This window comes from Streptosporangium sp. NPDC049046 (assembly GCF_040649155.1).
Classification (GTDB): domain Bacteria; phylum Actinomycetota; class Actinomycetes; order Streptosporangiales; family Streptosporangiaceae; genus Streptosporangium.
This window is the reverse complement of record NZ_JBEZEZ010000017.1, coordinates 29,571-50,597: the sequence shown is the minus strand read 5'-3', so window position 1 is coordinate 50,597 and position 21,027 is coordinate 29,571. Positions and strand designations below refer to the sequence as shown.

Below are 21,027 nucleotides of genomic sequence, written 5' to 3'. Positions count from 1 at the left end.
AAGAGTACGGAGAAGGTGCGGGGGTTTTGGGAGCGGATTACCCGCCGCCGATCACCCCGTGTATCTCCCCACCGATCGTTCCGCGCGGCCTGCCGAGGTCCCCCGGGGCCGCCCCCTCCCGGTCACCAACTCGCGAGACCTGGCTTGCGCACGTCGTCACACTGCGGACCCACGACGTGGACGCGCACCGTGTTCTTGGCCTTGTTCTGCCAGAAGAGCAGGATGTTGGCCTCCTGCCCGTTGTAGAACCCCTGGTCCACGGCGAAGGGCGACGTGCCGACCCGCGCCGAGATCTGCCGGACGCACTTGTCGATCCCGGAGTTGTCGGTCGTTCCGACGATGGTCCCGGGACCGATGTAGTCGAGCAGCGAGCCGCGGAGCTCGGCGTCGGTGTAGTTGTAGTTGCTGTCGGTCAGCGTGTACTGGATCGTGTCCGCCGGCGCCGGTGCGGCGTAGGGGATCGGAGTGGCGCCGGGCGTGCCGGACGCCGTCAGCGTCCCGGTCGCCAGCGCGGTCGCGCCGATCACCGCCGCCGCCACGCCCGCCGCGGCGGTGGCGGGCATCGCCCACCGGCGCCGTCGGTTCGCGCCGCGACGTCTGGTGGGGACCACCGGGACCACGGTGCCGTCATCGTCGACGACCCCCAGCCGCACGGCTGGTTCGAGCTCTGGCTCCTTTTCGGGGATCGGGTCCCGGTGAGGGGTCGTCTCCCATGGCGCCGGTTGTGCGGGAGAGGACGTCTCCCACGGCGCGTCGCGCATTATGTCGTCCCAGGCCGGTGCTTCCACCAGGCCCACTCCACCTCCACGGAAGCTTTCCGCCTCGGCGGCCAGCGCGCGGTCGATCCTCAGCGCGACTCCCATCGGCATCGCCGGTGTGGGGGTCGCCGCCAGGACCTCACGGACTGCTGCGAGATCGGCGAGGCTTTCGCCACAGGGGTCGCAGATCGCGAGATGCTCGCGTACCCGCATGGCGGTGGCGGCGTCGAGGAGCCCCTCGGCCAGTTCGGCCAAGATCTCCAGGTCGTAGTGCGTATCACCCGTCACGAAGTTCTGCTCCCTTCGCGGATGAGACGCGAGACAGGTCTGATCGGTTCCGTAAATGGGAAAGAATCGGGGCGAGTTTCGCCCTTCCGCGCGCGCACCGGCTCTTCACCGTGCCGCTCGGCACCTCCAGCACCTGGGCCGCGTCTTCGATCGAGTAGCCCATCATGTCCACGAGCACCAGCGCGGCGCGCTGGTCGGAGGGCAGCAGCTTCAGTGCCGCGGAAACCTCCATGGACACTTCGCGCTCGGCCGTCTGGTCGAGCACCGGGGTATCACGCTCCGCGGCCTCGACGAGCTCGTCGTCGGCCACCGGGCGCACCGATTTCCTGCGCATGCGGTCGAGGCAGGCGTTGACCACGATGCGGTGCAGCCACGTGGTCACGGCCGCCTCGCCGCGAAAGCTCCCGGCCTTGCGATAGGCCGAGACGAAGGCGTCCTGAACGGCGTCGGCCGCCTCGTCGGGATCGCCCAGCGTACGCAGGGCGACCGCCCACATGCGGTCTCGATGTCGCTTGACTATTTCACTGAAGGCGTGCGGATCCCCGGCGATGTGCCGGGTGAGCAGGTCAGCGTCGGACACGGGGGCCTTCGCCGTCTGCTCGTCCGCCGCTGGCGGGGTCTCGGGTGGGGAATTCACAAGGAGAGTCCTGCTATACCGATCCGGGGAGAACACCTCTACGGGATAGATGGTGCCACGAATTCTCCGATGATCTGTCAGAAGCCATGCAAAACAGATCAAATCGGAGCGGTGTCACTTGGCAGCGAAGACCTTGATCTCCTGCACCTGCCCGCGGAACTTCCCCTGGTAGGAAGGCATCTTGGTGAACCAGACGAGCACGTAGCGGCCCTTCTTCGGCTCTTCCGCGCTGAACGTCTTCTTGCCGGAGACTCCGTTGACCTTCTGGAAGACCGAGAGGGACTCCAACTGCGGGGAGTCGCCCACCCTGAGTTCGGCGGTGCCTCCCGAGGTGCCGCCGAAATCGACCGTCACCTGCTTCACCGGGACACTCTCGCCCATGTCCAGCAGGAGGCCCACACCCGTCTTGAGCCGGCCGAAGTCGGCGGAGTCGTACGACTCCGAGTGCCAGTCGGTGGAATCCTTACCGTCGACCGCGAAGCCGGCGAGCTCGCCGCGCTCCTCCCTGTCGCCCAGCGGGTCGAAGCCGATGGCCGAGGAGGACTTCACCTCGCGGATCGCGACGGTCGCGGTCGGTGTGGGCGTGGTGCTCTCCTCGCCGGGCACCGGGGTGCCGGCGTTGCCGATGCTGCGGCCGAGGGTCCAGGCGCCCAGACCGACGGCGACCATCACCAGCAGCACGACGACGGTCATGGCGACCTTGTTGACCATGCCGCCCCCCTGCCGGGGCATCGGGCGGTGCTGGTGCTGGGTCTGATGCTGCGAGGGAGGTGTGTGGCGCTGGGGAGCCGCGGTGTCGACCCCCTCGGAGCGCGAGGCCGCCACAGGCAGCGCCGTCATGGGCATCGGCGTCGGCATCGGCAGGGGACTGGGCCGCGACACCGAGGCCAGGGCCTCGGCGACCTCGGCGGGCGTGGTCAGCGGTTCGAGCCCGCGCCTGGTCTCCGGCAGTATCGCCCGGCAGACGATGGCGTCCAGGTAGCCGGGAACGCCCGCGGTGACCTGGCGCGGTGTGCAGAAGTGCCCGTCGGTCAAGGGCGCGACGGGCAGGCCGCCGCTGCTTTGCTCGTCGCCCGGCCAGTGGCCGGTCAGCCCGGCGTACAGCAGGCGGCCGAGGCCCTCGGCGTCCTCGCGGGCGGGGTCGTCGCTCATCACGTCGTCCAGGACGGCGTCGACTCCCAGGCCGAGCAGTTTGACCGTGCTGCCCGCCGTCCAGACCAGGTGCTCGGGGGTGAGGCAGAGATGGGCGAGGTTCGCCTCGTGCGCGTGCGCCAGGGCCTCCGCGGCCTCGGCGACCATCGCGGCGGCCCGCTCGGGGTCGAGGGGCCCGCCCGCGATCATGTCGCCGAAGGACTCGCCGCTCACCCACTCGCTGACGACATAGGAGTGGCCGTCGTCCTCGGTCGCGTCGAAGACCTGGGTGAGACGGGGGTCGGTGAGCCGGCTCGCCACCCTGGCGGCCGTGACGACCTCGTTCAGGCGGGGAAAGTCGGGATCGAAGGTGTGGACGGCGACGGGCCTGGCGAGCACCTCGTCGATGGCCTTCCACAGGGTGGCTCCGCCCGACTCGTGAACGCGGTCTTCGAGCCGGAAACGCTCGGCCAGCTTGGTGCCGGGCTCTACGGCGGGGGAACTCACGAGGACCCCGTACCTGAGAACACGACAACACCATGCCCGGTCAGCACATCAAGACACATCACATGATGCTGGGTGGATCCGCCCACGCCCTCCTGCTTCCATTAGCCGCATGTCACCACACGCGTCGCACCATGGTAGTCCCGCACCGGTTCCGCCCGTGTTCGTCTTGTCAGACGTTTAAGACAAGTCTTTGGCTTACCGGCCTACCCGTCCTGCGACCATTCCAACGATCGAACTCACCTCGGGGATGCGCATCCGGTGGGCGATCGCCAAGTAAAGAACCATACCGAGTCCGCCGCCCGCCGCCAGCATGACGGCCGCACTCAGCGCGTCCAACGCGGTGAGTTCCTGCGTGAGCCACAGCACGCCGAGCGCGAACGCGGCCGCCGGGAGGGCGGCCAGATACATCCGGGACAGTCCGGCGGCCACCGTGCGTCCCGCCAGGCCCCCCACGCGGCGCGAGGCCATCGTCCAGGCGATCGCGGCACCGGCCACGTAGGCGACGGTGAACGCGAGCGCGAGGCCCATCACGATGTACCTGGCGGGCAGGGTGTAGTAGGCCACGAGGCTGAGCGTGGCGTTCACCGCCACGTTGCCGAGAGCGAGGAACGCCGGGGTGCGGGTGTCGCCGAAGGAGTAGAAGACGCGCAGCAGGAGCTGGAAGATCGAGAACGGCACCAGCGCGAGCCCGAAGACCTGCAGCACGTTGCCGATGTAGACCGCCGAGCCGACGGTCATGTTGCCCCACGAGAAGATCAGCACGGTCACCGCGGGGCCGAGCACCATCAGCAGCAGCCCGGCGGGCACCAGCAGCACCGACACCAGCCGCACCCCGGAGGCGAACTCCTCGCGGACCGTGTCGAGCTGGCCGTCGGCCACCCCCCGGCTCATCCTGGGCAGCATCGCGGTGATCACCGAGACCGCGATGATCCCGTAGGGGAGCTGGAAGAACTGGTAGGCGTAGGAGTAGGCGGCGTTTCCCGCACCGGGGGCACGCTGTCCCGCGCCGGTCGCCAGCTTGGTGGTGATCAGGAAGCCCAGCTGGCTGATCCCCACGTAGGCGAAGGTCCAGACCGCGGTCCTGCTCATCTCGCCGAGCCCGGCGTTGCGCAGGTCGAACCTGGGCCGGAAGCGGAATCCCACCCGGTGCAGCGCGATGACCAGCACCGCGCACTGCGCCACGATGCCGGCCGTGGTGCCGAGCCCGAGCAGCGCCAGGTCAGCATCGGCGATCGTGTCGACGTCGGTGCCCGCCCCGCCCAGCTTCACGTAGTAGACGATCGCGACGCCGATCATCACGATGTTGTTCAGCACCGGTGCCCACATCGGCGCGGCGAATCTGTCGCGGGTGTTGAGGATCGCGCCGGCGATCGCGCCGATCCCGAAGAAGGCGATCTGCGGCAGGATGAACTGCGCCAGCCTGACCGCGACCTCGGTCTGCCTGGGCCCCCAGTCGGTGCTGTAGAGGCTGATCAGCGGTCCGGCGAGGACCACCGCGACCAACGCCAGCAGGGTGAGCGTGATCACCCCGAGCGTCATCAGACGCTGCTCGTAGGCCCGGCCGCCGTCGGGGTCGGACTTCTGCCGCCTGATGATCATCGGAACCACGACGCTGCTCAGGATCCCGCCGATGAGCAGGTCGAACAGGATGAGCGGAATCGTGTAGGCGACGTTGTAGGCGTCGCCCAGCGCGAAGGTGCCGATGGCCGCCGCGAGCACCGCCGTCCGGACGAAGCCGGTGACGCGGGAGACCATCGTCCCCGCCGCCATGATCGCGCTCGCGCGCAGAACCCTGCTCATGCGCTTTCCTCCGCTACGTGCTGGGAGCGCCAGGCGCTCAGGACTCGGTGCCGGCGGGCTCGTGCAGGCGCTCGGGCGGGGGAGCGGCCGCGGGGCGGCGGCCTCCCCTGCGGCGCAGGACGCGCAGGACGACGGCGGCAAGCATCACCACGAGGGCGGCTCCGACGATCACCAGGGCGACCCCGGTGTAGCCGGTGGTCCGCACGGTCAGCTCGACCGGCTTGCCGTACTTGCGGCCGTCGTCGGTGGTGAGCTGGACCGTCACGGTCGTCTGGCCGCTGGCCGTGGAGGTCGAGGTCATCGGGATCCGGATGGTCTGGTTCTGGCCGCCGAGGATCTCCAGTTTGTCCTCGTACGGCTCGATCTTGAGCAGATCCGGCTGGTCGGAGGTCACCCTGAGCCGGACCGCGATCCGGCTGGCCTCGCCGCTCAGATCGTTGCGCACGCTGATCGGCACGTCGCCGTTGCTGCCGGCCAGGGTGCGCAGCCGCGACTGCTCGCTGCCGGTGATGTTGACCATGGCGATCCGGCCGTCGATCGCCCCCGCGACCTGCTGGACGTACGGGGTCGCGTTGCCCGTCCTGCCCCGCCATGCCGAGGAGGTCAGGCGCAGCAGCGCCAGGTCGAAGACGTCGAGGTCCTGGGCGGTGGTGATCGCGGAGGTCAGGTCGGCGCGGGCGCCGACCTTCCTGACGCCCGTCATGTACTGCTTGGGAAGCTCCAGCTTGCGGTCGGCGTCGGTGTAGGTCAGGCCGGACCTGGGGACCGCGGCGCCCTTGCCGCGCTTGACCGTGTCGAGCGTGACGGGTGCCAGCCAGGGCAGGGCGGCGGCCGTCTCGACCAGGTCGGTGACATAGGCGGGATCGGGGTCCCAGCGGCGGTGCGGGACGGCGATCACCGTTCTGGCGGTGGTGACGGGCTCCGAGCTGATCATCGCCGTCTCCGCGATGAACCGCTGGCGGTTCGTCAGCGCCGCGCCGGGGGTGGAGGTGTCGGCGCCGACGGTCTCGCTCAGCGTCGCGTCGGCGACGAGGGCGGTGAGCGGGCCGTTCACGCTCTCCAGAGTCGCCGAGGCGTCGGGGGTGGTGACCGGGGGCGTCGTCGGCGGCAGGTTCAGCACGTTCAGCAGCACGGTGTCGACGCCGCCGGTGGCGAGCAGGTCAAGCCCGTCGTAGTCGATCAGGCCGCCCACCGGCCAGTTCACGTTGGTGATCACGTCGCGGCCGAGGGTCTCCCTGGCGACGATCCCGGCCGCCGAGATCCCGGTCCGGGTGGCGTCGTCGAAACCGTTGTGGGCGAGCGCCACGACGTCGGGGTCGGCGTAGGGGGTGGCGACCACCGGTTGGTCGGCGACGGCCTCACGGAAGTCGCTCAGCCACCGGGCGGCCTCGGGGGCCGCGGGGCGCCGCTGGCCGCGGTCCTTGACCCTGACCGTGTGCGGCTTGCCCATCGCCCGCGCGTCGTCGAGCAGGGCGGGGTCGACGATCCAGGTGAGGCCCTTGGCGGACGAGGTGTCCTGGGCGATCTTGAGAAGGTCGCCCAGGCGCTTGCCGGGGGCCATCACCGCGGGCAGGTTCCCGTCGGCGAAGGTGGAGTCCTCCGACCGGCGCGGCTGGTCGACGATGGGCAGCACCATGGCGAGCCGGGTGCGGGGCACCCTGGTCTCCCTGGGCATGTAGGTCACCATGGTCCGCAGGGTGGAGACCTGCTGCCCGAAGGCGTCGCGCACCTCGACCATGATCGGATAGACGCCGAAGCCGGAGAACTTCAGCTCCTGCGGGGTGAAGGCGAACTGCCACGGCAGCTTGCCCGAGGGCGCGATCGACGCCTGGACGAAACTCTCGCAGCACCACGAGCTCGGGAGGGTCTGCCCGGCCAGGTACGCCTCCATGTCGGCGCGCCTGGCGAACGGCTGCGGCGAGAAGTGCATCCGGATGCGCAGCCCGCTCATGGGTTCGGCGCCCGAGTTGACCAGGGAGCCCGACAGTTTGATCTCGGTGGTCGGGTCACGGGGGGCGTCGGGACCGATCGCCTCCATCACGACCTGAAGGCCCGCCCGGCTCGCCGAGGTCGTCCGGGCGCTCGCCATACCCGGAACGACCACGGCCGCGGGAACGAGCAGCGTGGTGACGAACAGGGCGAGCAGCGCGGCTTTGCGGATCACGTGCCGGCCAGGGGTCGAGTACGGCGCACGCCGGTAATGCTATGGCCTAACCGGCGCCTAACCGGCGAGCGGAAAGATCGCCGGCTCCCCGCGGGAGCCCTGCCGGGTCAGGTCGACGATCTTGCCTGACACCAGTGTGAGCAGGTGGTCCGCACGGATCTGGAGTGCCGTCCTGCGCTCCCCGGTGGGCACGTAAACGAGTGTGGCGCCGTGGGTGAGTCGCTCGTCCACCAGCACGGTGAGCGTGTCGGGCAACAGCAGCGGGCAGACCAGTCCCGAGGCGTAGTCGGTGGCGGAGTTGACGGTGAAGGCCGGAGCCACCCGCACCCTTCTCGCCCCCAGGATGCCGCCGACCACGCCGGGACGCGGCGGGGAGCCGACGGAGGTGACGACCGCCACGGGATCGCGGCCGAGTCGTGTCGTGACCTCGAAAACCGTGACCCCCACGCATATCTCAGGACTCACCGACAGCACCTCGGGGAGTTCGTCCGAACATGTCATCGCGCGCGGAAGGCGTACGATCTCATGATGGACCTGGTGTGCGAGGAGCCAGCGGTGGATCGCGAGCGCATCCTTCATGTGTGCTCCTTGCCTCGACGCACAGTCCCCGAGGTTTCCTGACCGACCGTAACCTGGTGATCGCTTCAGGTGTATCCCCGCAGGGAACATGTTCCGTAACCGAAGGACCTACCCGGCTTGTCCCTTTCAAATCTGACCCAGAGCCAGCGCCACGGCATGAGCGAGCTGTTCCGGAAGATCGCACCCGTGGCGGACGAGCTCGGCGAGCTTTTCGCGGCCAGGGGCTACCAGATCGCCCTCGTCGGCGGCTCCGTCCGCGATGTCTTCCTCGCGAGGATCGGCAACGACCTCGACCTGACCACGGACGCGAGGCCGGAGACCGTCCTGGAGCTCGTCCGCGACTGGGCCGACTCCATCTGGACGATCGGCATCGACTTCGGCACCGTCGGCGTCCGCAAGGGCGGGTGGCTGCTGGAGATCACGACCTATCGCAGCGAGTCGTACGACCCCAAGTCGCGCAAGCCCGACGTGGCCTACGGCGACACGCTGGAGGGCGACCTGGCCCGGCGCGACTTCGCGGTCAACGCGATGGCGCTGCGCCTGCCGTCCCGCGAGTTCGTCGACCCGCACGGCGGCCTCGACGATCTGCACGCCAAGGTGCTGCGCACCCCGGGCCCTCCCGAGCGCTCCTTCGGCGACGACCCGCTGCGGATGCTCCGCGCCGCGAGGTTCGCCAGCCAGCTCGGCTTCTCCGTCGATCCGGCGGCGCTCGCCGCGATGGACGCGATGGCCGACAGGATCGACATCGTCTCCGCCGAGCGCATCCGCGACGAGCTGGACAAGCTCATCGGCGGTGACCACCCCCGCGAGGGCCTGCGGCTCCTCGTCGAGTCGGGGCTCGCCGCCCACGTGCTGCCCGAGCTGCCGAAGCTCCGCCTGGAGATCGACGAGCACCATCGGCACAAGGACGTCTACGAGCACTCGCTGATCGTGCTGGAGCAGGCGATCGACCTTGAGGAGAACGGCCCCGACCAGATCCTGCGCTGGGCCGCGCTCCTGCACGACGTGGGCAAGCCGAAGACCCGCCGTCACGAGCCCGGCGGCAGGGTCTCCTTCCACCACCACGAGGTGGTCGGGGCCCAGCTCGCCAGGAAGCGCATGACGGAGCTGAAGTTCCCCAAGGACGTGGTGGCCGACGTCTCCCGCCTGGTGGAGCTGCACCTGCGTTTCCACGGGTACGGCACGGGCGAGTGGACCGACTCGGCCGTGCGCCGCTACGTCCGCGACGCCGGACACCTGCTGGAGCGCCTGCACAGGCTGACCCGCGCCGACTGCACCACCCGCAACCGGCGCAAGGCGCTGGCCCTGTCGCAGACCTACGACCAGCTGGAGGAGCGCATCGCCCGGCTGGCCGAGGAGGAGGAGCTCGGCAAGATCCGCCCCGAGCTCGACGGCAACGAGATCCAGGAGCTCCTCGGCGTTCCGCCGGGGCCTGTCGTGGGCCGCGCCTACAGGTTCCTGCTGGAGATGCGCCTCGACAGGGGTGTCATCGGCAAGGAGGCCGCCGCGGACGCCCTCCGGGAGTGGGCGCGGGCTGACGAGGCCGGTGGCGCGGGAGGAATGAGCGAGGTGGGCTCTGAACGGCGCCCCTGAGCTGAACGATCATGTCACCCCCGGTTCCCGTCCCGGTGGTGACGCCCTTGACGCTTCCGGTCCGCGGGCCGATCGCGGCGGCCTCGACGGTCTCGACGGGGCCGGGATCGCCCTGCTCGACCGGGAGCACGTGTGGCACCCCTACGCGGCCGCGCCCCAGCCGGTGGCGCCGCACGTGGTCTCCCGCGCGGACGGGGTGCGGCTCACCCTCGCCGACGGGCGCGAGCTGGTCGACGGCATGTCGTCCTGGTGGGCGGCGATCCACGGCTACAACCACCCCCGGCTCAACCGGGCGCTGAAGGACCAGCTGGAGGACATGGCGCACGTCATGTTCGGCGGGCTCACCCACGAGCCCGCCGTACGGCTGGCCGCCACGCTCGCCTCCATGACCGGGCTGCCGAGGGTGTTCCTCGCCGATTCCGGGTCGGTCGCCGTCGAGGTCGCGATCAAGATGGCGTTCCAGTTCACCGGCAGGGGACGGCTGCTCACGGTGAGGGGCGGCTACCACGGTGACACCTTCGGGGCGATGTCGGTCTGCGACCCGGTCAACGGCATGCACCACCTGTTCTCCGGTGTGCTGCCCGAGCACGTGTTCGCCGACCGGCCGCCGCGCGAGTACGACGAGGGTTACGCGGCACGACTGTCGGACCTGGTCGCCCGGCACGCCCACGAGCTGGCCGCGATCATCGTGGAGCCGGTCGTCCAGGGGGCGGGCGGCATGCACTTCTACCACCCGGCCTACCTGCGGCTGCTCCGCGAGCTCGCCGACGAGCACGGCGTCCTGCTGATCGCCGACGAGATCGCCACCGGGTTCGGCAGGACCGGGGAGCTGTTCGGCTGCGACCACGCCGGGATCAGGCCCGACATCATGTGCCTGGGCAAGGCCCTGACCGGCGGCTACATGTCGCTGGCCGCGACGCTGTGCACCGAACGGGTGGCGAGGGGCGTCGGGGTGCTGATGCACGGGCCGACCTTCATGGGCAACCCGCTGGCCGCGGCCGTCGCGAGCGCCTCCCTGGAGCTCCTGCGGGAGCGCCCGTGGCGCGAGGAGGTCGGCCGGATCGAGACCGGTCTCCTCGCGGGCCTGAAGGGGGCCTCGGGGGCGGCCGGGGTGAGGGACGTGCGGGTCCTCGGCGCGATCGGGGTGATCGAGGCCCGTGAGCCCGTCGACGTCCCCGCCGTCCAGGACCTCGTCATGCGGCACGGCGTCTGGCTCCGCCCGTTCGGACGGCTGATCTACGCCATGCCGCCCTACTCGATCGGCGACGACGACCTGGAGAGGGTCACGACGGCGATGACGGCGGCGGCCAGGTCACTGTGACGGGTGTGCGTGCGGGCGACGGCGGCCGCCCGGTCGTCGTGAGGGGCCCGACGGTGGCGGTGGTGCGGTCGTCGTGAAGGGTACGGGGGCGACGACGCCCGCTCACTGCGAGGGCTGCGACGGCAGCGGTTCGGCCACCCGGGCCGGTGTGACGACCCGGTAGATCACCGCGCCCGCGACGTATCCGGTGGCGATGAGCACCAGCACGAGCAGCGACCTGCCGTCCGGCGGCAGCAGTGCCGCCGCCAGTGCCGCGGCCAGCACGTAGCTGCCGTTGAAGAGCATGTCGTAGATGGAGAAGGCCCGGCCGAGGTAGGCGTCCTGGAGATCCCGCTGGACGGCGGTGTCGGCGCAGATCTTGATGCTCTGCCCGGCGATGCCGAGGACGAAGCCCGCGGCCGCGAACCCCCACTGCTGGAACGCCGCGCAGAACGCGAGCGTCAGCACCCCGGAGGTGATCAGCATGGCCGGGACCCATCGTTCGATGGTGAAGCGCTCGGTGGCCCACGGCGTGACCAGGATGGCCAGGAAGTAGCCGACCCCCGAGGTGGCGACCACGACGGAGACCGCGTTCAGCGCGTCCTCGGCGTTCTCCGCGAAGTAGTAGCGCGACAGCAGCACGAGCATCGCGGTGCACATGCCGTACATGAACCGGTGGGTGGCCATCGCGCCCATCGCCGCCGCGGCGGCCCGGTGCCGGACGAGGTGCCTCGCGCCGTCGGCCAGGCCGGTCAGCACGTGGCGTACGGCCTCGCGGGCCTGCGGCCGGTCGGGGTCGTCGGCGGGACCGAGCAGACGCCTTCCCATGGTCATGGCGATGAGCGCGCTGAGCCCGAAGACGAGACCGGAGACGACGAGCAGCACGGCCGTACCCGGGTGGCCGGAGCCGAAGGCCGCCCGGAGCAGGTATCCGGCGCCTATGCCCACGAAGGTGAGCACGGTGCCCGAGGTCGGGGTGACCGCGTTGGCCACCATCAGCCGGTCGGCGGGCACGACGTGCGGGAGTGAGGCCCCCAGCGCGGCGAGGAAGAAGCGGTTCACCCCGAGGACGCCGAGCGCGGCGACGTAGAAGATGCCGTCCGGGGCGTTCGCGGCGACGAGTGCCGCCGCCACGAGCAGCAGCGCCCCGCGGACCATCGGCGCGATGACGAGGATCTGCCGCCGCGACCAGCGGTCGATGAACACCCCGACGAAGGGTCCCAGGATCGAGTACGGCAGCAGCAGCACGGCGAGCCCCGCGGCGATCTCCACCGCGCTCGTGCTCTTCTCCGGGCTGAAGAACGCGAATCCGGCCACGGCGAACTGGAAGATCCCGTCGGAGAACTGCGAGACCAGGCGGGTCGCGTACAGCCTCCGGAAGTCCCGACCTTCCAGGACCACGCGTAGATCGGATGCAAATGACACGCGCTCAGCCTATGCGTGGGCGGCCTGGACGGGCATCGGGAACCTCCCTGATTGTGTTAGCGGGCATTTACCACCTTTGCCTACGTATCACTTAGGGGGCGCGGTAAACCAACATGATCACGTACCCTCGTTCGAGTGACACCTGATGAACACGTTGTGCTCGTCGACACAGAGGGAAACGCGATCGGCACGGCGGCGAAGGCCACGGTGCACGGTCTCGACACTCCCCTCCATCTGGCCTTCTCCAGTTACGTGTTCGACGAGCAGGGGCGGGTCCTGCTCTCCCGCCGCGCCCTGCACAAGACGACCTGGCCGGGGGTGTGGACCAACAGCTGCTGCGGCCACCCCCTCCCCGGGGAGCCGCTCGCCGAGGCGGTGACCCGCAGGCTCTCCCACGAGCTCGGACTCGCGGCCGACCGGGTCGACCTCCTCCTGCCGCGCTTCTCCTACCGGGCGGTCATGGACAACGGCATCGTCGAGCGGGAGCTGTGCCCGGTCTACCGGGTGCTCGTGACCGCGGAGGCCGCGCCGAACCCCGACGAGGTCGACGACATCCGCTGGATGCCGTGGAAGGAGTTCACCGACGGGGTGCTCGGCGACCGCCTGGCGATCTCCCCCTGGTGCCGCGAACAGGTTCCCCAGCTGGTCGAGCTCGGCGCCGACCCGCTCGCCTGGGGGGCCGCGGACCCCGCCGACCTCCCGCCCGCCGCCCGCTGACGCGCCGGCCTTCCACCCGCCTCCCATCGAGACCTTCCGCTCCGGCGGTGTGGGTGCCTCTCACACCGGCGGTCGTCCAACGGCGAGAGCCCTCGGCCCACATGGGCCGAGGGCTCTCGCCGTTCGATGCCGGAAGGCTCGGGAAGGTCAGCGCTCGACCTCACCGCGGATGAACTTCTCCACGTACTCGCGCGCCTCGTCGTCGGAGTACTGCTCCGGCGGCGACTTCATGAAGTAGGAGGAGGCGGACAGGATCGGCCCGGCGATGCCCCGGTCAAGAGCGATCTTGGCGGCGCGTACCGCGTCGATGATGATGCCGGCGGAGTTGGGGGAGTCCCATACCTCCAGCTTGTACTCCAGGTTGAGGGGAGTGTCGCCGAAGGACCTGCCCTCCAGGCGCACGTACGCCCACTTGCGGTCGTCGAGCCACGGCACGTGGTCGGAAGGGCCGATGTGCACGTCGGCCTTCTGCATCTCGTGCGGGATCTGCGAGGTGACCGCCTGGGTCTTGGAGATCTTCTTGGACTGCAGGCGCTTGCGCTCCAGCATGTTCATGAAGTCCATGTTGCCGCCGAAGTTCAGCTGGTAGGTGCGGAGCAACTCGACGCCGCGGTCCTCGAACAGCTTCGCCATCACGCGGTGTGTGATGGTCGCGCCGACCTGGGACTTGATGTCGTCGCCGACGATCGGGACGCCCGCGTCGACGAACTTCTGCGCCCACGTGGGGTCGGAGGCGATGAACACCGGGAGCGCGTTGACGAACGCGACCTTCGCGTCGAGGGCGCACTGCGCGTAGAAGCGGTCGGCCTCCTCCGAGCCCACCGGCAGGTAGGAGACGAGGACGTCCACCTTGCTGTCCTTGAGGACCTGCACGACGTCGACCGGAGCCTCGTCGGACTCCTCGACCATCTCCCGGTAGTACTCGCCAAGGCCGTCGAGGGTGGGGCCACGCTGCACCGTGATGCCGAGCGGCGGCACGTCGCAGATCTTGATCGTGTTGTTCTCCGAGGCGACGATCGCCTCGGACAGGTCACGTCCGACCTTCTTGGCGTCCACGTCGAACGCCGCGACGAACTCCACGTCGCCGATGTGATAATCGCCGAACTTGACGTGCATCAGGCCCGGCACCCGCATACCGGGATCGGCGTCCCGGTAGTAGTGCACGCCCTGAATGAGCGACGTGGCGCAGTTGCCTACACCGACAATGGCTACGCGCACCGAACCCATGGCACTCGCTCCCCTTTTTGTTCTTCTCAATGGTCAGTTTTCTTCCGGGGTGGCGTGCCGCCCCGTCGTGCCCGTCCCTGGCGCGGGCGCCCTGGACGTCTCCTCTCGCGCGGGTCGCCGCTCCCCCTCCGGCGGCGATGCCTGCCGTTCGGTGGCGATCAGCTCATTCAACCAGCGCACTTCGCGTTCGACCGACTCCAGGCCGTGACGCTGAAGCTCAAGGGTGTAGCTGTCCAGCCGCTCGCGCGTACGGGCGAGTGCCGTGCGCACGCTGTCCAGACGTTCCTCAAGCCGGCTGCGGCGGCCCTCGAGAATGCGCAGGCGCACCTCGGCCTCGGTGTGCCTGAAGAAGGCGAAGTGCACGCCGAAGCTCTCGTCCTCCCAGGCGGAAGGGCCCGCCTGGGTGAGGAGCTCCTGCAGGCGTTCCTTGCCCTCCGCGGTCAGCTTGTAGACGATCTTCGAACGGCGGCCGGGGAGCACGATGGCGCTGTCGGTGGCCGTGGTGGCCGCGGCGGCGTCGCCGTCTTCGACGATCAGTCCGTCGGTGAGCAACTGGCGGAGGCACGGGTAGAGCGAGCCGTAGGAGAACGCCCGGAACATACCGAGCAGGGCGTTGAGCCGTTTGCGCAGCTCATAGCCGTGTAGGGGGGTCTCGTGCAACGACCCGAGCACGGCCAGCTCCAGCACGCCGCCACGTCCGCCGGCCACTGGAAACCACCACCTCTCGCGTCGATGTATCGAACCGATACATCGACAGGATACGTCCATTCAACATAAGGCTGCAATCAGCGACTTTCCCAAGAGGTTGGGAGCAAACGCCAAAAAGCCGTAGTCTGGCGCCTATGTGGTCACAGCAGACGGTGGTGGGAGATGGCCCCCACGTGGCGTGGGCCGCTTTTCAATACCGGGAATCCCACCTCAATGTGGGAGAGGTCTGCCAAGGTTGTTGCCGGAACCACCTGACGATCTCGTTCGTCCCCGGGAATGGAGATCCACCCGAATGGGCCGGCCACCAGTGAGCCAAGGCGACGAGATCTCCGGTGATCAGGAGGTAGTCTCGCCCGCCTGCACGCCGTCGTAGACCCCGATGACCGAACGAGGACGCGTGAGTTACAGCAACAGCAATGACCCGGAGCCGGACGGGCGCCGTCAGGGCGCCGACGAGTCGGCTCGCCAGGGGCGGCGCCGTCGCTCAAGCCCAGGAGCCGCTTCCCGTGCAGTCCCCCCTCCACAAAACGTTCAAACCGGTGCGGGGTGGGATTCTCCTCGACAGGCACCGCAGGCGGGAGCCGATCCCCGGACCGCGATGATGCCCCAGCACGGCGGCATGCCCTACTCCGGCGGCACGTCCCAGCAGCCCGGTGGACCACCCCGGCGCGACGCGGGCGCTCCCGGCGGCGTGCCCCCGCGCGGTCCCGCGGGTCCCGGCGCTCCCGGTGGGACGCCTCGGCCCGGCCCCGGTGCTCCCGGCGAGATGCGCCGCCGTGACACCGACCCGACAGGCCGCCGCGCCGAGGCCGCCTTCGAGGACACCCAGGCGATGCTCGCCGCCCAGTCGGGCGGCGGGCGTTCCGCGGGTTCGAGGCCGGGCGACGGCGGCCGCAGGCGCCGAGGACGCGGTGCGAGCGCTCTCGCCGCGGAGGGACCAGGAGGCCCGGAAGGACCCGAGGGCCCCGGCGGAGACGGTTTCGACGGCGACGACGACCCCCCGAAGAGGTGGACGCGCTTCCTGCCCAACTGGAAGATCGTGATGGCCAGCTTCGTGGTCCTCACCGCGGGCGTCTTCGGCATGATCGCGGTCGCCTACGCCAACACGCCCGTCCCCTCGTCCCGGCAGGCCGGCGTCGACGACCGGGGCAGCGTCATCTACTACGGCGACGGCAAGACCGTGATGGCCCGCTACGGCACCAAGCGGACCCCGGTGAAGCTCAAGCAGATCCCCGTCCACGTCCAGGACGCGGTGATCGCCCTGGAGAACAAGACCTTCCGCACCGACAGCGGCATCGACGTCGCGGGCATGGCCCGCTCGGTCTGGAGCACCGTGAGCGGCGCCCAGCTCCAGGGCGCCTCGACCATCACCCAGCAGATGGCCCGCGGCTACTACGAAGGTCTCAGCCAGGAGGTCTCGATCCAGCGAAAGATCAAGGAGATCTTCGTCGCGGTCAAGATCAGCAAGACGCTGGAGAAGGACGAGATCCTTGAGGAGTACTTCAACCTCGTCTACTTCGGGCGCGGCGCGTACGGCATCCAGGCCGCGGCGAAGGAGTTCTTCGGTAAGAACGTCGGCGATCTGACCGTGCCCGAGGGCGCCTACCTCGCCGGCCGGATCCAGAACCCGACCGCCTTCGACGTCCAGGAGTCGGAGAAGAAGAACTACGCCGCGACCAAGGAGCGCTTCCAGGCGGCCCTCAGGAACATGGCGGACATGAACCCCGCCGAGTACGGCAAGTATGCGAACAGCTCCTTCGAGGACCTGAAGTTCAAGGACGTCAAGGTCACGGAGACCTTCAAGGGGCTCAAGGGCTACATGCTCAACATCGTCTTCCGTGAGCTCAACGGCCGGGGCATCTCTCGTAAGGACCTGGAGACCGGCGGTTTCAAGGTCTACACCACGTTCAACAAGAACATGATGAAGGCCGCCAGGGACGCGGTGAAGGCGAGGACCGCCGGCCTGGACCCGACCATCCACGCCAGGCTGGCCTCGGTGAACCCGAAGAACGGCCGGGTGCTCGCCTTCTACAGCGGTGACGACTTCACCAACGACTTCAACAACCGCGCGTTCGACTCCACCAAGCAGGCGGCGTCGGCGTTCAAGCCCTACGTGCTCGCCGCCTGGCTGGAGAGCGGCAAGTCGCTCGACAGCTACGTCGAAGGCATGGCGTCGATCAAGATGCCGAACACCACCCCGATCAAGAACTCGGGGAACCAGCCGTTCGGGCCGATCAACATGGTCAAGGCCATGGCCAGCTCGGTCAACACCGTCTTCGCCCAGATGGGCAAGGAGGTCACCCTCGAAGAGGTGGCGAGGATCGCGAGGGAGGCGGGGGTCGGCGAGACGGCGAAGCAGAACCCGGCCTACGGCGACAAGAACGCGGTCGACTGGGCGGTCGAGCACCAGAACTACCTGACCACCATCGGTGTGGCCTCGGTGACCACGGTCGAACAGGCCGCCGGTTATTCGATCTTCGCCAACGAGGGCAAGCACGTCGACTGGCACACCGTCGTCAAGGTGACCAAGCACGACGGCACCGTCGTGCTCAAGGAACTGGCCGACGAGAGGCAGGTCATCACCCCCGAGTCCGCGGCCGACGCGACCGTCGCGCTCCAGGCCGTCGTCAAGAGCGGCACCGGTGGCGCGGCCAACATCGGCACCCGGCCGGTGGCCGGCAAGACAGGCACGAACAACGACTACAAGGACGCCTGGTTCGTCGGTTTCACCCCGCAGATCGTCACCGCGGTCGGCATGTCCAAGGACGTGCCCTACAACAAGGCCGGGACGCGCAAGCTCAAGGTCGACAAGTACGGCCTGCCGAGCAGGAAGATCAAGGACGAGAACATCGTCTGGAAGGAGGAGCCCATGCCCTCCTTCATCGGCGGTGGCGGCACCCCGACCCAGATCTGGCACGACTTCATGCAGACCGTGACCGCGAAGGACGAGGTCGTGCAGTTCCCGCCGAGGGCCAACACCGGATCGCTGCACAACCTGGCCACGCCCAAGCCGACGCCCTCGCCGACGCCGACGATGGAGGACACCAACCCCTTCCCCGACGAGAACGGCGACGACGGCTGGCCGAACGACAACCCCGACGACGGTGGCGACTTCGGCGGCAACGAGTGCATGCCCGGGGACCCCTCGTGTGACGGCGGCGACGACGGCGGTTGGGGCGGCGACGGGCCGCCGAACGGCGTGATCGAGCAGAACGGCGCGCCGGGCGTGGTCGGCGCACCGGGAACACCTGCCGGGGCCCTCGTGCCGACACCCACAGCGAGCGGACGACGTCCCTGATGAAGAACCTTCTGCCGCAGCGGGAGTCGCTGTCCGAGTTCGGCAACCGGGCCATTCCGTACACGCCCCTCGCCCTGTTCGCGGGGCTGGGGGCGGTTCTGGCCTGGTTCTGGAAGTGGCCGTGCCGCGTCGACGGGGCATGGAACGACGGGACCCTGCAGTTCACGAACTTCTGTTACACCGACATCTATCCCCTGTGGTGGAACGAGAAGCTCAACGAGGGGATGGTCCCCTACTTCGACTATCCGGTCGAATACCCCGTCGGCATCGGCGGGATCATGGAGTTCTTCCGCCGGATCGTCACCCCCATGAGCGATCCGGGGACGGCGTTCTACGACCTCACCGTCATCCTCATGGCGCTCTGCCTGGTCGTCGGCGTGCTGCTGATGGCCGCGCTGGCCGGTCCCGCCAGGCGCTGGGACGCGCTCTGGTACGCCCTCGCCCCCGCGCTGATCCTCACCGCGTACATCAACTGGGACCTGGCGGCCAACGCCCTCGCGCTGGGCGCGCTGCTGGCCTGGTCGAAGCGGAAGCAGTGGCTCGCGGGCATCCTGCTGGGCCTCGCGATCGCCACCAAGTTCTATCCGCTGATGTTCCTCGGCCCGCTGTTCCTGCTCGCGCTGCGAACCGGTAAGTGGGTGCCGTTCCTCAAGACGATCGGCGGTGCCGCGGGCGCCTGGCTCGTCGTCAACGTGCCGATCATGATCTTCGCCTTCGAGGGGTGGAAGAGGTTCTACGTCTTCAGCCAGGAGCGACCGGCTGACTGGGGCTCCATCTGGTACTTCTTCAACCAGAAGCAGTGGCCGATCCTGGGTGACGCCGAACTCCTCGACAGGCTGGGCGTCGTCTCGCTCGCCGCGTTCTGTCTCGCGATCGCCGTGATCACGCTGACCGCGAAGACCCGTCCCCGCCTGATGCAGCTGTGCTTCCTCACCCTGGCGGCGTTCATGCTGACCAACAAGGTGTGGTCGCCGCAGTACGTGCTCTGGCTGATCCCCTTCGCGGTGCTCGCCAGGCCGGGCTGGAGGCCGATCGCGCTCTGGCAGCTCGCCGAGTGCTGGTACTTCTTCGCGATCTGGCTGTATCTGGTGGGCATCCAGCCGGGCAACGAGGCCCTGGGCATCGCGGGCGACACCTACTTCACCGCCGTGTGGGGCCGCGCGATCACTATCCTGATCATGATGGCGTTCGTCGTGCGGGACATCTTCGTCCCCGACAAGGACGTGATCCGCCAGGACGGGACCGACGACCAGGCGGGTGGCGTCTTCGACGAGGCACCCGACCGTTTCCGGCTCGCGCTCTCCTAGGGAGCCGGTCAAGTAACCGCACAAAGTGTTGATCAACACCGAATGCGGCCGGGCCGACCTGTCGCGACCTGCGGTTCAGCCGAAGGCCGGACACCGCGTGGGCTTTACTTGACCGGTGCTCCGACCTCGGGGCCGTTCGGCGAGCCGAGCCCTCTCGGGGCGACAGGGGGCAGGGGGAAAGGCCGGGGCGTCCAGGGCTCGGCCGAGGTGACAGCCGGGGTGACAGGGGGTCGGATGGGACTGTTCGGTGAGCGTTCACATCTGGCGGTTCGCCAAGATGATCCGGGACAATTCGACCTTGTGACCACTCCCCCCGCTCCTCCGCGAGACGCGCCTCCCGCGCCTTCCGCTCCTGGGCGCGATGTCGCGACGGAAGGGCTGCTGCTCTGGCTGGCCTCCAGGTTGGGAATCGTCGTCCTGGTCGTCATCGGCTCCCAGGCGCTCATGGAGGGGGACGCCCTACCGGCGCCCTTCCTGGAGCGATGGCGCAACTGGGACGCCAACCTGCTCATCACCATCGCCGAACACGGGTACGGCGGGCCTCCGGGCAGCGAGCCCGACAGAGGGTTGCCCGCCTTCTTCCCCGGAATGCCGCTGATGCTCCGCGCGGTGCATCTCGTGATCGACGACTGGACGCTCGCCGGGCTGCTCATCTCCCTGGTGGCCGGCGCCGTCGCGATGACGGCGCTCGCCAGGCTCGCCGAGTTCGAGGGGCCGCGGGGAGCGGGCCGGTACGCGGTGCTCGCGCTGCTGCTCTGGCCGATGGCGGTGTTCCTGTTCGCGGGCTACAGCGAGGCGCTCTTCCTCGCCTTCGCCATCCCCGCCTGGCTCGCGGCGCGTCAGGGCCGCTGGCCGCTCGCCGCGGCCCTGGCGGCGGGCGCCTCCTGCGTGCGCATCACCGGCCTGTTCCTCGCCGTCGCGCTGATCGTGGAGTTTCTCGTCCGCAGGCACCCGCTACGGCAGGTGGGGTGGCTGCTCCTTCCGTTCGTGCCGCTCGCCCTCTACTCCGCCTACCAGTACTCCCGTACGGGTGACTGGCTGGCCTGGAAGACCGCGCAGGAGGCCGGTTGGGGACGTTACATGGTCTGGCCCTGGGAGTCGTGGAACACGACCTTGGGCGCGGCGATGGGCGAGGGGCGGATGGCCTGGGCGTTCCGGCTGGAGATCGCGGGGGCGATCGTCGGGGTCGCGCTCGTGCTTCTCCTGCTCTACCTGCGGAGATGGAGCGAGTTCGTCTATGTGGGACTCCAGGTGGGCGCCCTGGTGTGTTCCGCCTACTACCTGTCGGTACCGCGCTCGGCGCTGCTGTGGTGGCCGCTCTTCGTCCTGATCGGCAGGGCGAGCAGCGGTCCTGAGCCGTGGCGACGATGGATCATCCTCGGCTACGCCCTGGTGCTGGGACCGTTGATGGCGCTCAACGCGTTGATCTTCGCCGACGGCGCCTGGGTGGGCTGAGCCGCAGGGGTTGCCCCTTTACCCACTCTCCGGAAAAAGTAATCCCATGAAGTTATCCACAGGCTGTGGATCAACAGGCTGTGGATCGGCTTTCGCCCACCGGCGAGACGTTCTCCGCGGTGCCGCCGTCCGG

The 21,027-nt window shown here is 69.1% G+C and carries 15 protein-coding genes; 6 read left to right on the top strand and 9 right to left on the bottom strand.

The features are described from left to right. Window positions 1-122: 122 nt before the first annotated feature. From AB0B96_RS23915 to AB0B96_RS23890, 6 genes are all read right to left on the bottom strand, one after another. A complete protein-coding gene (locus tag AB0B96_RS23915) occupies window positions 123-1,046 on the bottom strand; it encodes a zf-HC2 domain-containing protein (RefSeq protein ID WP_362901931.1) in 924 nt (307 codons plus the stop codon). Continuing rightward, window positions 1,036-1,683: an RNA polymerase sigma factor SigM gene (gene sigM / locus AB0B96_RS23910; protein ID WP_362513147.1), complete on the bottom strand. Its 648-nt coding sequence runs from the start codon at window positions 1,681-1,683 to the stop codon at window positions 1,036-1,038. The genes AB0B96_RS23915 and sigM overlap by 11 nt, the downstream gene beginning before the upstream one ends. 114 nt (window positions 1,684-1,797) lie before the next feature. Next, window positions 1,798-3,321 (bottom strand): protein kinase family protein, encoded by a 1,524-nt coding sequence (locus AB0B96_RS23905; RefSeq protein ID WP_362901929.1) that lies wholly within the window; start codon window positions 3,319-3,321, stop codon window positions 1,798-1,800. A 195-nt stretch (window positions 3,322-3,516) separates the two neighbouring features. Beyond that, on the bottom strand, window positions 3,517-5,121 hold the full coding sequence (gene murJ / locus AB0B96_RS23900; protein WP_362901927.1) for a murein biosynthesis integral membrane protein MurJ: 1,605 nt from the start codon (window positions 5,119-5,121) through the stop codon (window positions 3,517-3,519). Window positions 5,122-5,158: 37 nt separating this feature from the next. After that, window positions 5,159-7,285: a DUF6049 family protein gene (locus AB0B96_RS23895; RefSeq protein WP_362901925.1), complete on the bottom strand. Its 2,127-nt coding sequence runs from the start codon at window positions 7,283-7,285 to the stop codon at window positions 5,159-5,161. A gap of 57 nt (window positions 7,286-7,342) precedes the next feature. Beyond that, a complete protein-coding gene (locus AB0B96_RS23890; protein ID WP_362901923.1) occupies window positions 7,343-7,864 on the bottom strand; it encodes a YbaK/EbsC family protein in 522 nt (173 codons plus the stop codon). A gap of 156 nt (window positions 7,865-8,020) precedes the next feature. On the opposite strand from AB0B96_RS23890, the gene AB0B96_RS23885 reads away from it, so the two are divergent. Further along, complete coding sequence (locus tag AB0B96_RS23885; protein WP_362902159.1) at window positions 8,021-9,457, top strand: CCA tRNA nucleotidyltransferase; 1,437 nt, start codon at window positions 8,021-8,023, stop codon at window positions 9,455-9,457. Window positions 9,458-9,563: 106 nt separating this feature from the next. Then, window positions 9,564-10,778 (top strand): adenosylmethionine--8-amino-7-oxononanoate transaminase, encoded by a 1,215-nt coding sequence (locus tag AB0B96_RS23880; RefSeq protein WP_362902157.1) that lies wholly within the window; start codon window positions 9,564-9,566, stop codon window positions 10,776-10,778. Between the two features lie 102 nt (window positions 10,779-10,880). Here AB0B96_RS23880 and AB0B96_RS23875 read toward each other — a convergent pair whose 3' ends face one another. Then, window positions 10,881-12,182 (bottom strand): MFS transporter, encoded by a 1,302-nt coding sequence (locus AB0B96_RS23875; RefSeq protein ID WP_362901921.1) that lies wholly within the window; start codon window positions 12,180-12,182, stop codon window positions 10,881-10,883. Between the two features lie 135 nt (window positions 12,183-12,317). Between AB0B96_RS23875 and idi the strand changes: the two genes are divergently transcribed. Next, window positions 12,318-12,899: an isopentenyl-diphosphate Delta-isomerase gene (gene idi, locus AB0B96_RS23870; RefSeq protein ID WP_362901919.1), complete on the top strand. Its 582-nt coding sequence runs from the start codon at window positions 12,318-12,320 to the stop codon at window positions 12,897-12,899. Window positions 12,900-13,046: 147 nt separating this feature from the next. On the opposite strand, the gene AB0B96_RS23865 is transcribed toward idi, so the two are convergent. Next, window positions 13,047-14,126, bottom strand: coding sequence for an inositol-3-phosphate synthase (locus AB0B96_RS23865; protein ID WP_350941841.1), 1,080 nt, complete (start codon window positions 14,124-14,126; stop codon window positions 13,047-13,049). A 33-nt stretch (window positions 14,127-14,159) separates the two neighbouring features. After that, entirely contained in the window at window positions 14,160-14,834 is a 675-nt protein-coding gene (locus tag AB0B96_RS23860) for a PadR family transcriptional regulator (protein WP_350941840.1), read from the bottom strand. A 598-nt stretch (window positions 14,835-15,432) separates the two neighbouring features. Here AB0B96_RS23860 and AB0B96_RS23855 point away from each other — a divergent pair. The 3 genes from AB0B96_RS23855 to AB0B96_RS23845 all read left to right on the top strand — a co-directional run bounded on the left by AB0B96_RS23855 (window position 15,433) and on the right by AB0B96_RS23845 (window position 20,894). Then, a complete protein-coding gene (locus AB0B96_RS23855) occupies window positions 15,433-18,132 on the top strand; it encodes a transglycosylase domain-containing protein (RefSeq protein WP_362901916.1) in 2,700 nt (899 codons plus the stop codon). After that, window positions 18,132-19,439: a glycosyltransferase 87 family protein gene (locus AB0B96_RS23850; protein ID WP_350941838.1), complete on the top strand. Its 1,308-nt coding sequence runs from the start codon at window positions 18,132-18,134 to the stop codon at window positions 19,437-19,439. The genes AB0B96_RS23855 and AB0B96_RS23850 overlap by 1 nt, the downstream gene beginning before the upstream one ends. Before the next feature lie 300 nt (window positions 19,440-19,739). After that, window positions 19,740-20,894, top strand: coding sequence for a hypothetical protein (locus AB0B96_RS23845; protein WP_362901914.1), 1,155 nt, complete (start codon window positions 19,740-19,742; stop codon window positions 20,892-20,894). Window positions 20,895-21,027 lie beyond the last annotated feature (133 nt).

Coding starts and splice junctions, on each gene's coding strand:
- murJ (WP_362901927.1), bottom strand. CDS start 5,121: ATGAGCAGGGTTCTGCGCGCGAGCGCGATCATGGCGGCGGGGACGATG.
- AB0B96_RS23890 (WP_362901923.1), bottom strand. CDS start 7,864: ATGAAGGATGCGCTCGCGATCCACCGCTGGCTCCTCGCACACCAGGTC.
- AB0B96_RS23885 (WP_362902159.1), top strand. CDS start 8,021: ATGAGCGAGCTGTTCCGGAAGATCGCACCCGTGGCGGACGAGCTCGGC.
- AB0B96_RS23865 (WP_350941841.1), bottom strand. CDS start 14,126: ATGGGTTCGGTGCGCGTAGCCATTGTCGGTGTAGGCAACTGCGCCACG.
- AB0B96_RS23855 (WP_362901916.1), top strand. CDS start 15,433: ATGATGCCCCAGCACGGCGGCATGCCCTACTCCGGCGGCACGTCCCAG.
- AB0B96_RS23850 (WP_350941838.1), top strand. CDS start 18,132: ATGAAGAACCTTCTGCCGCAGCGGGAGTCGCTGTCCGAGTTCGGCAAC.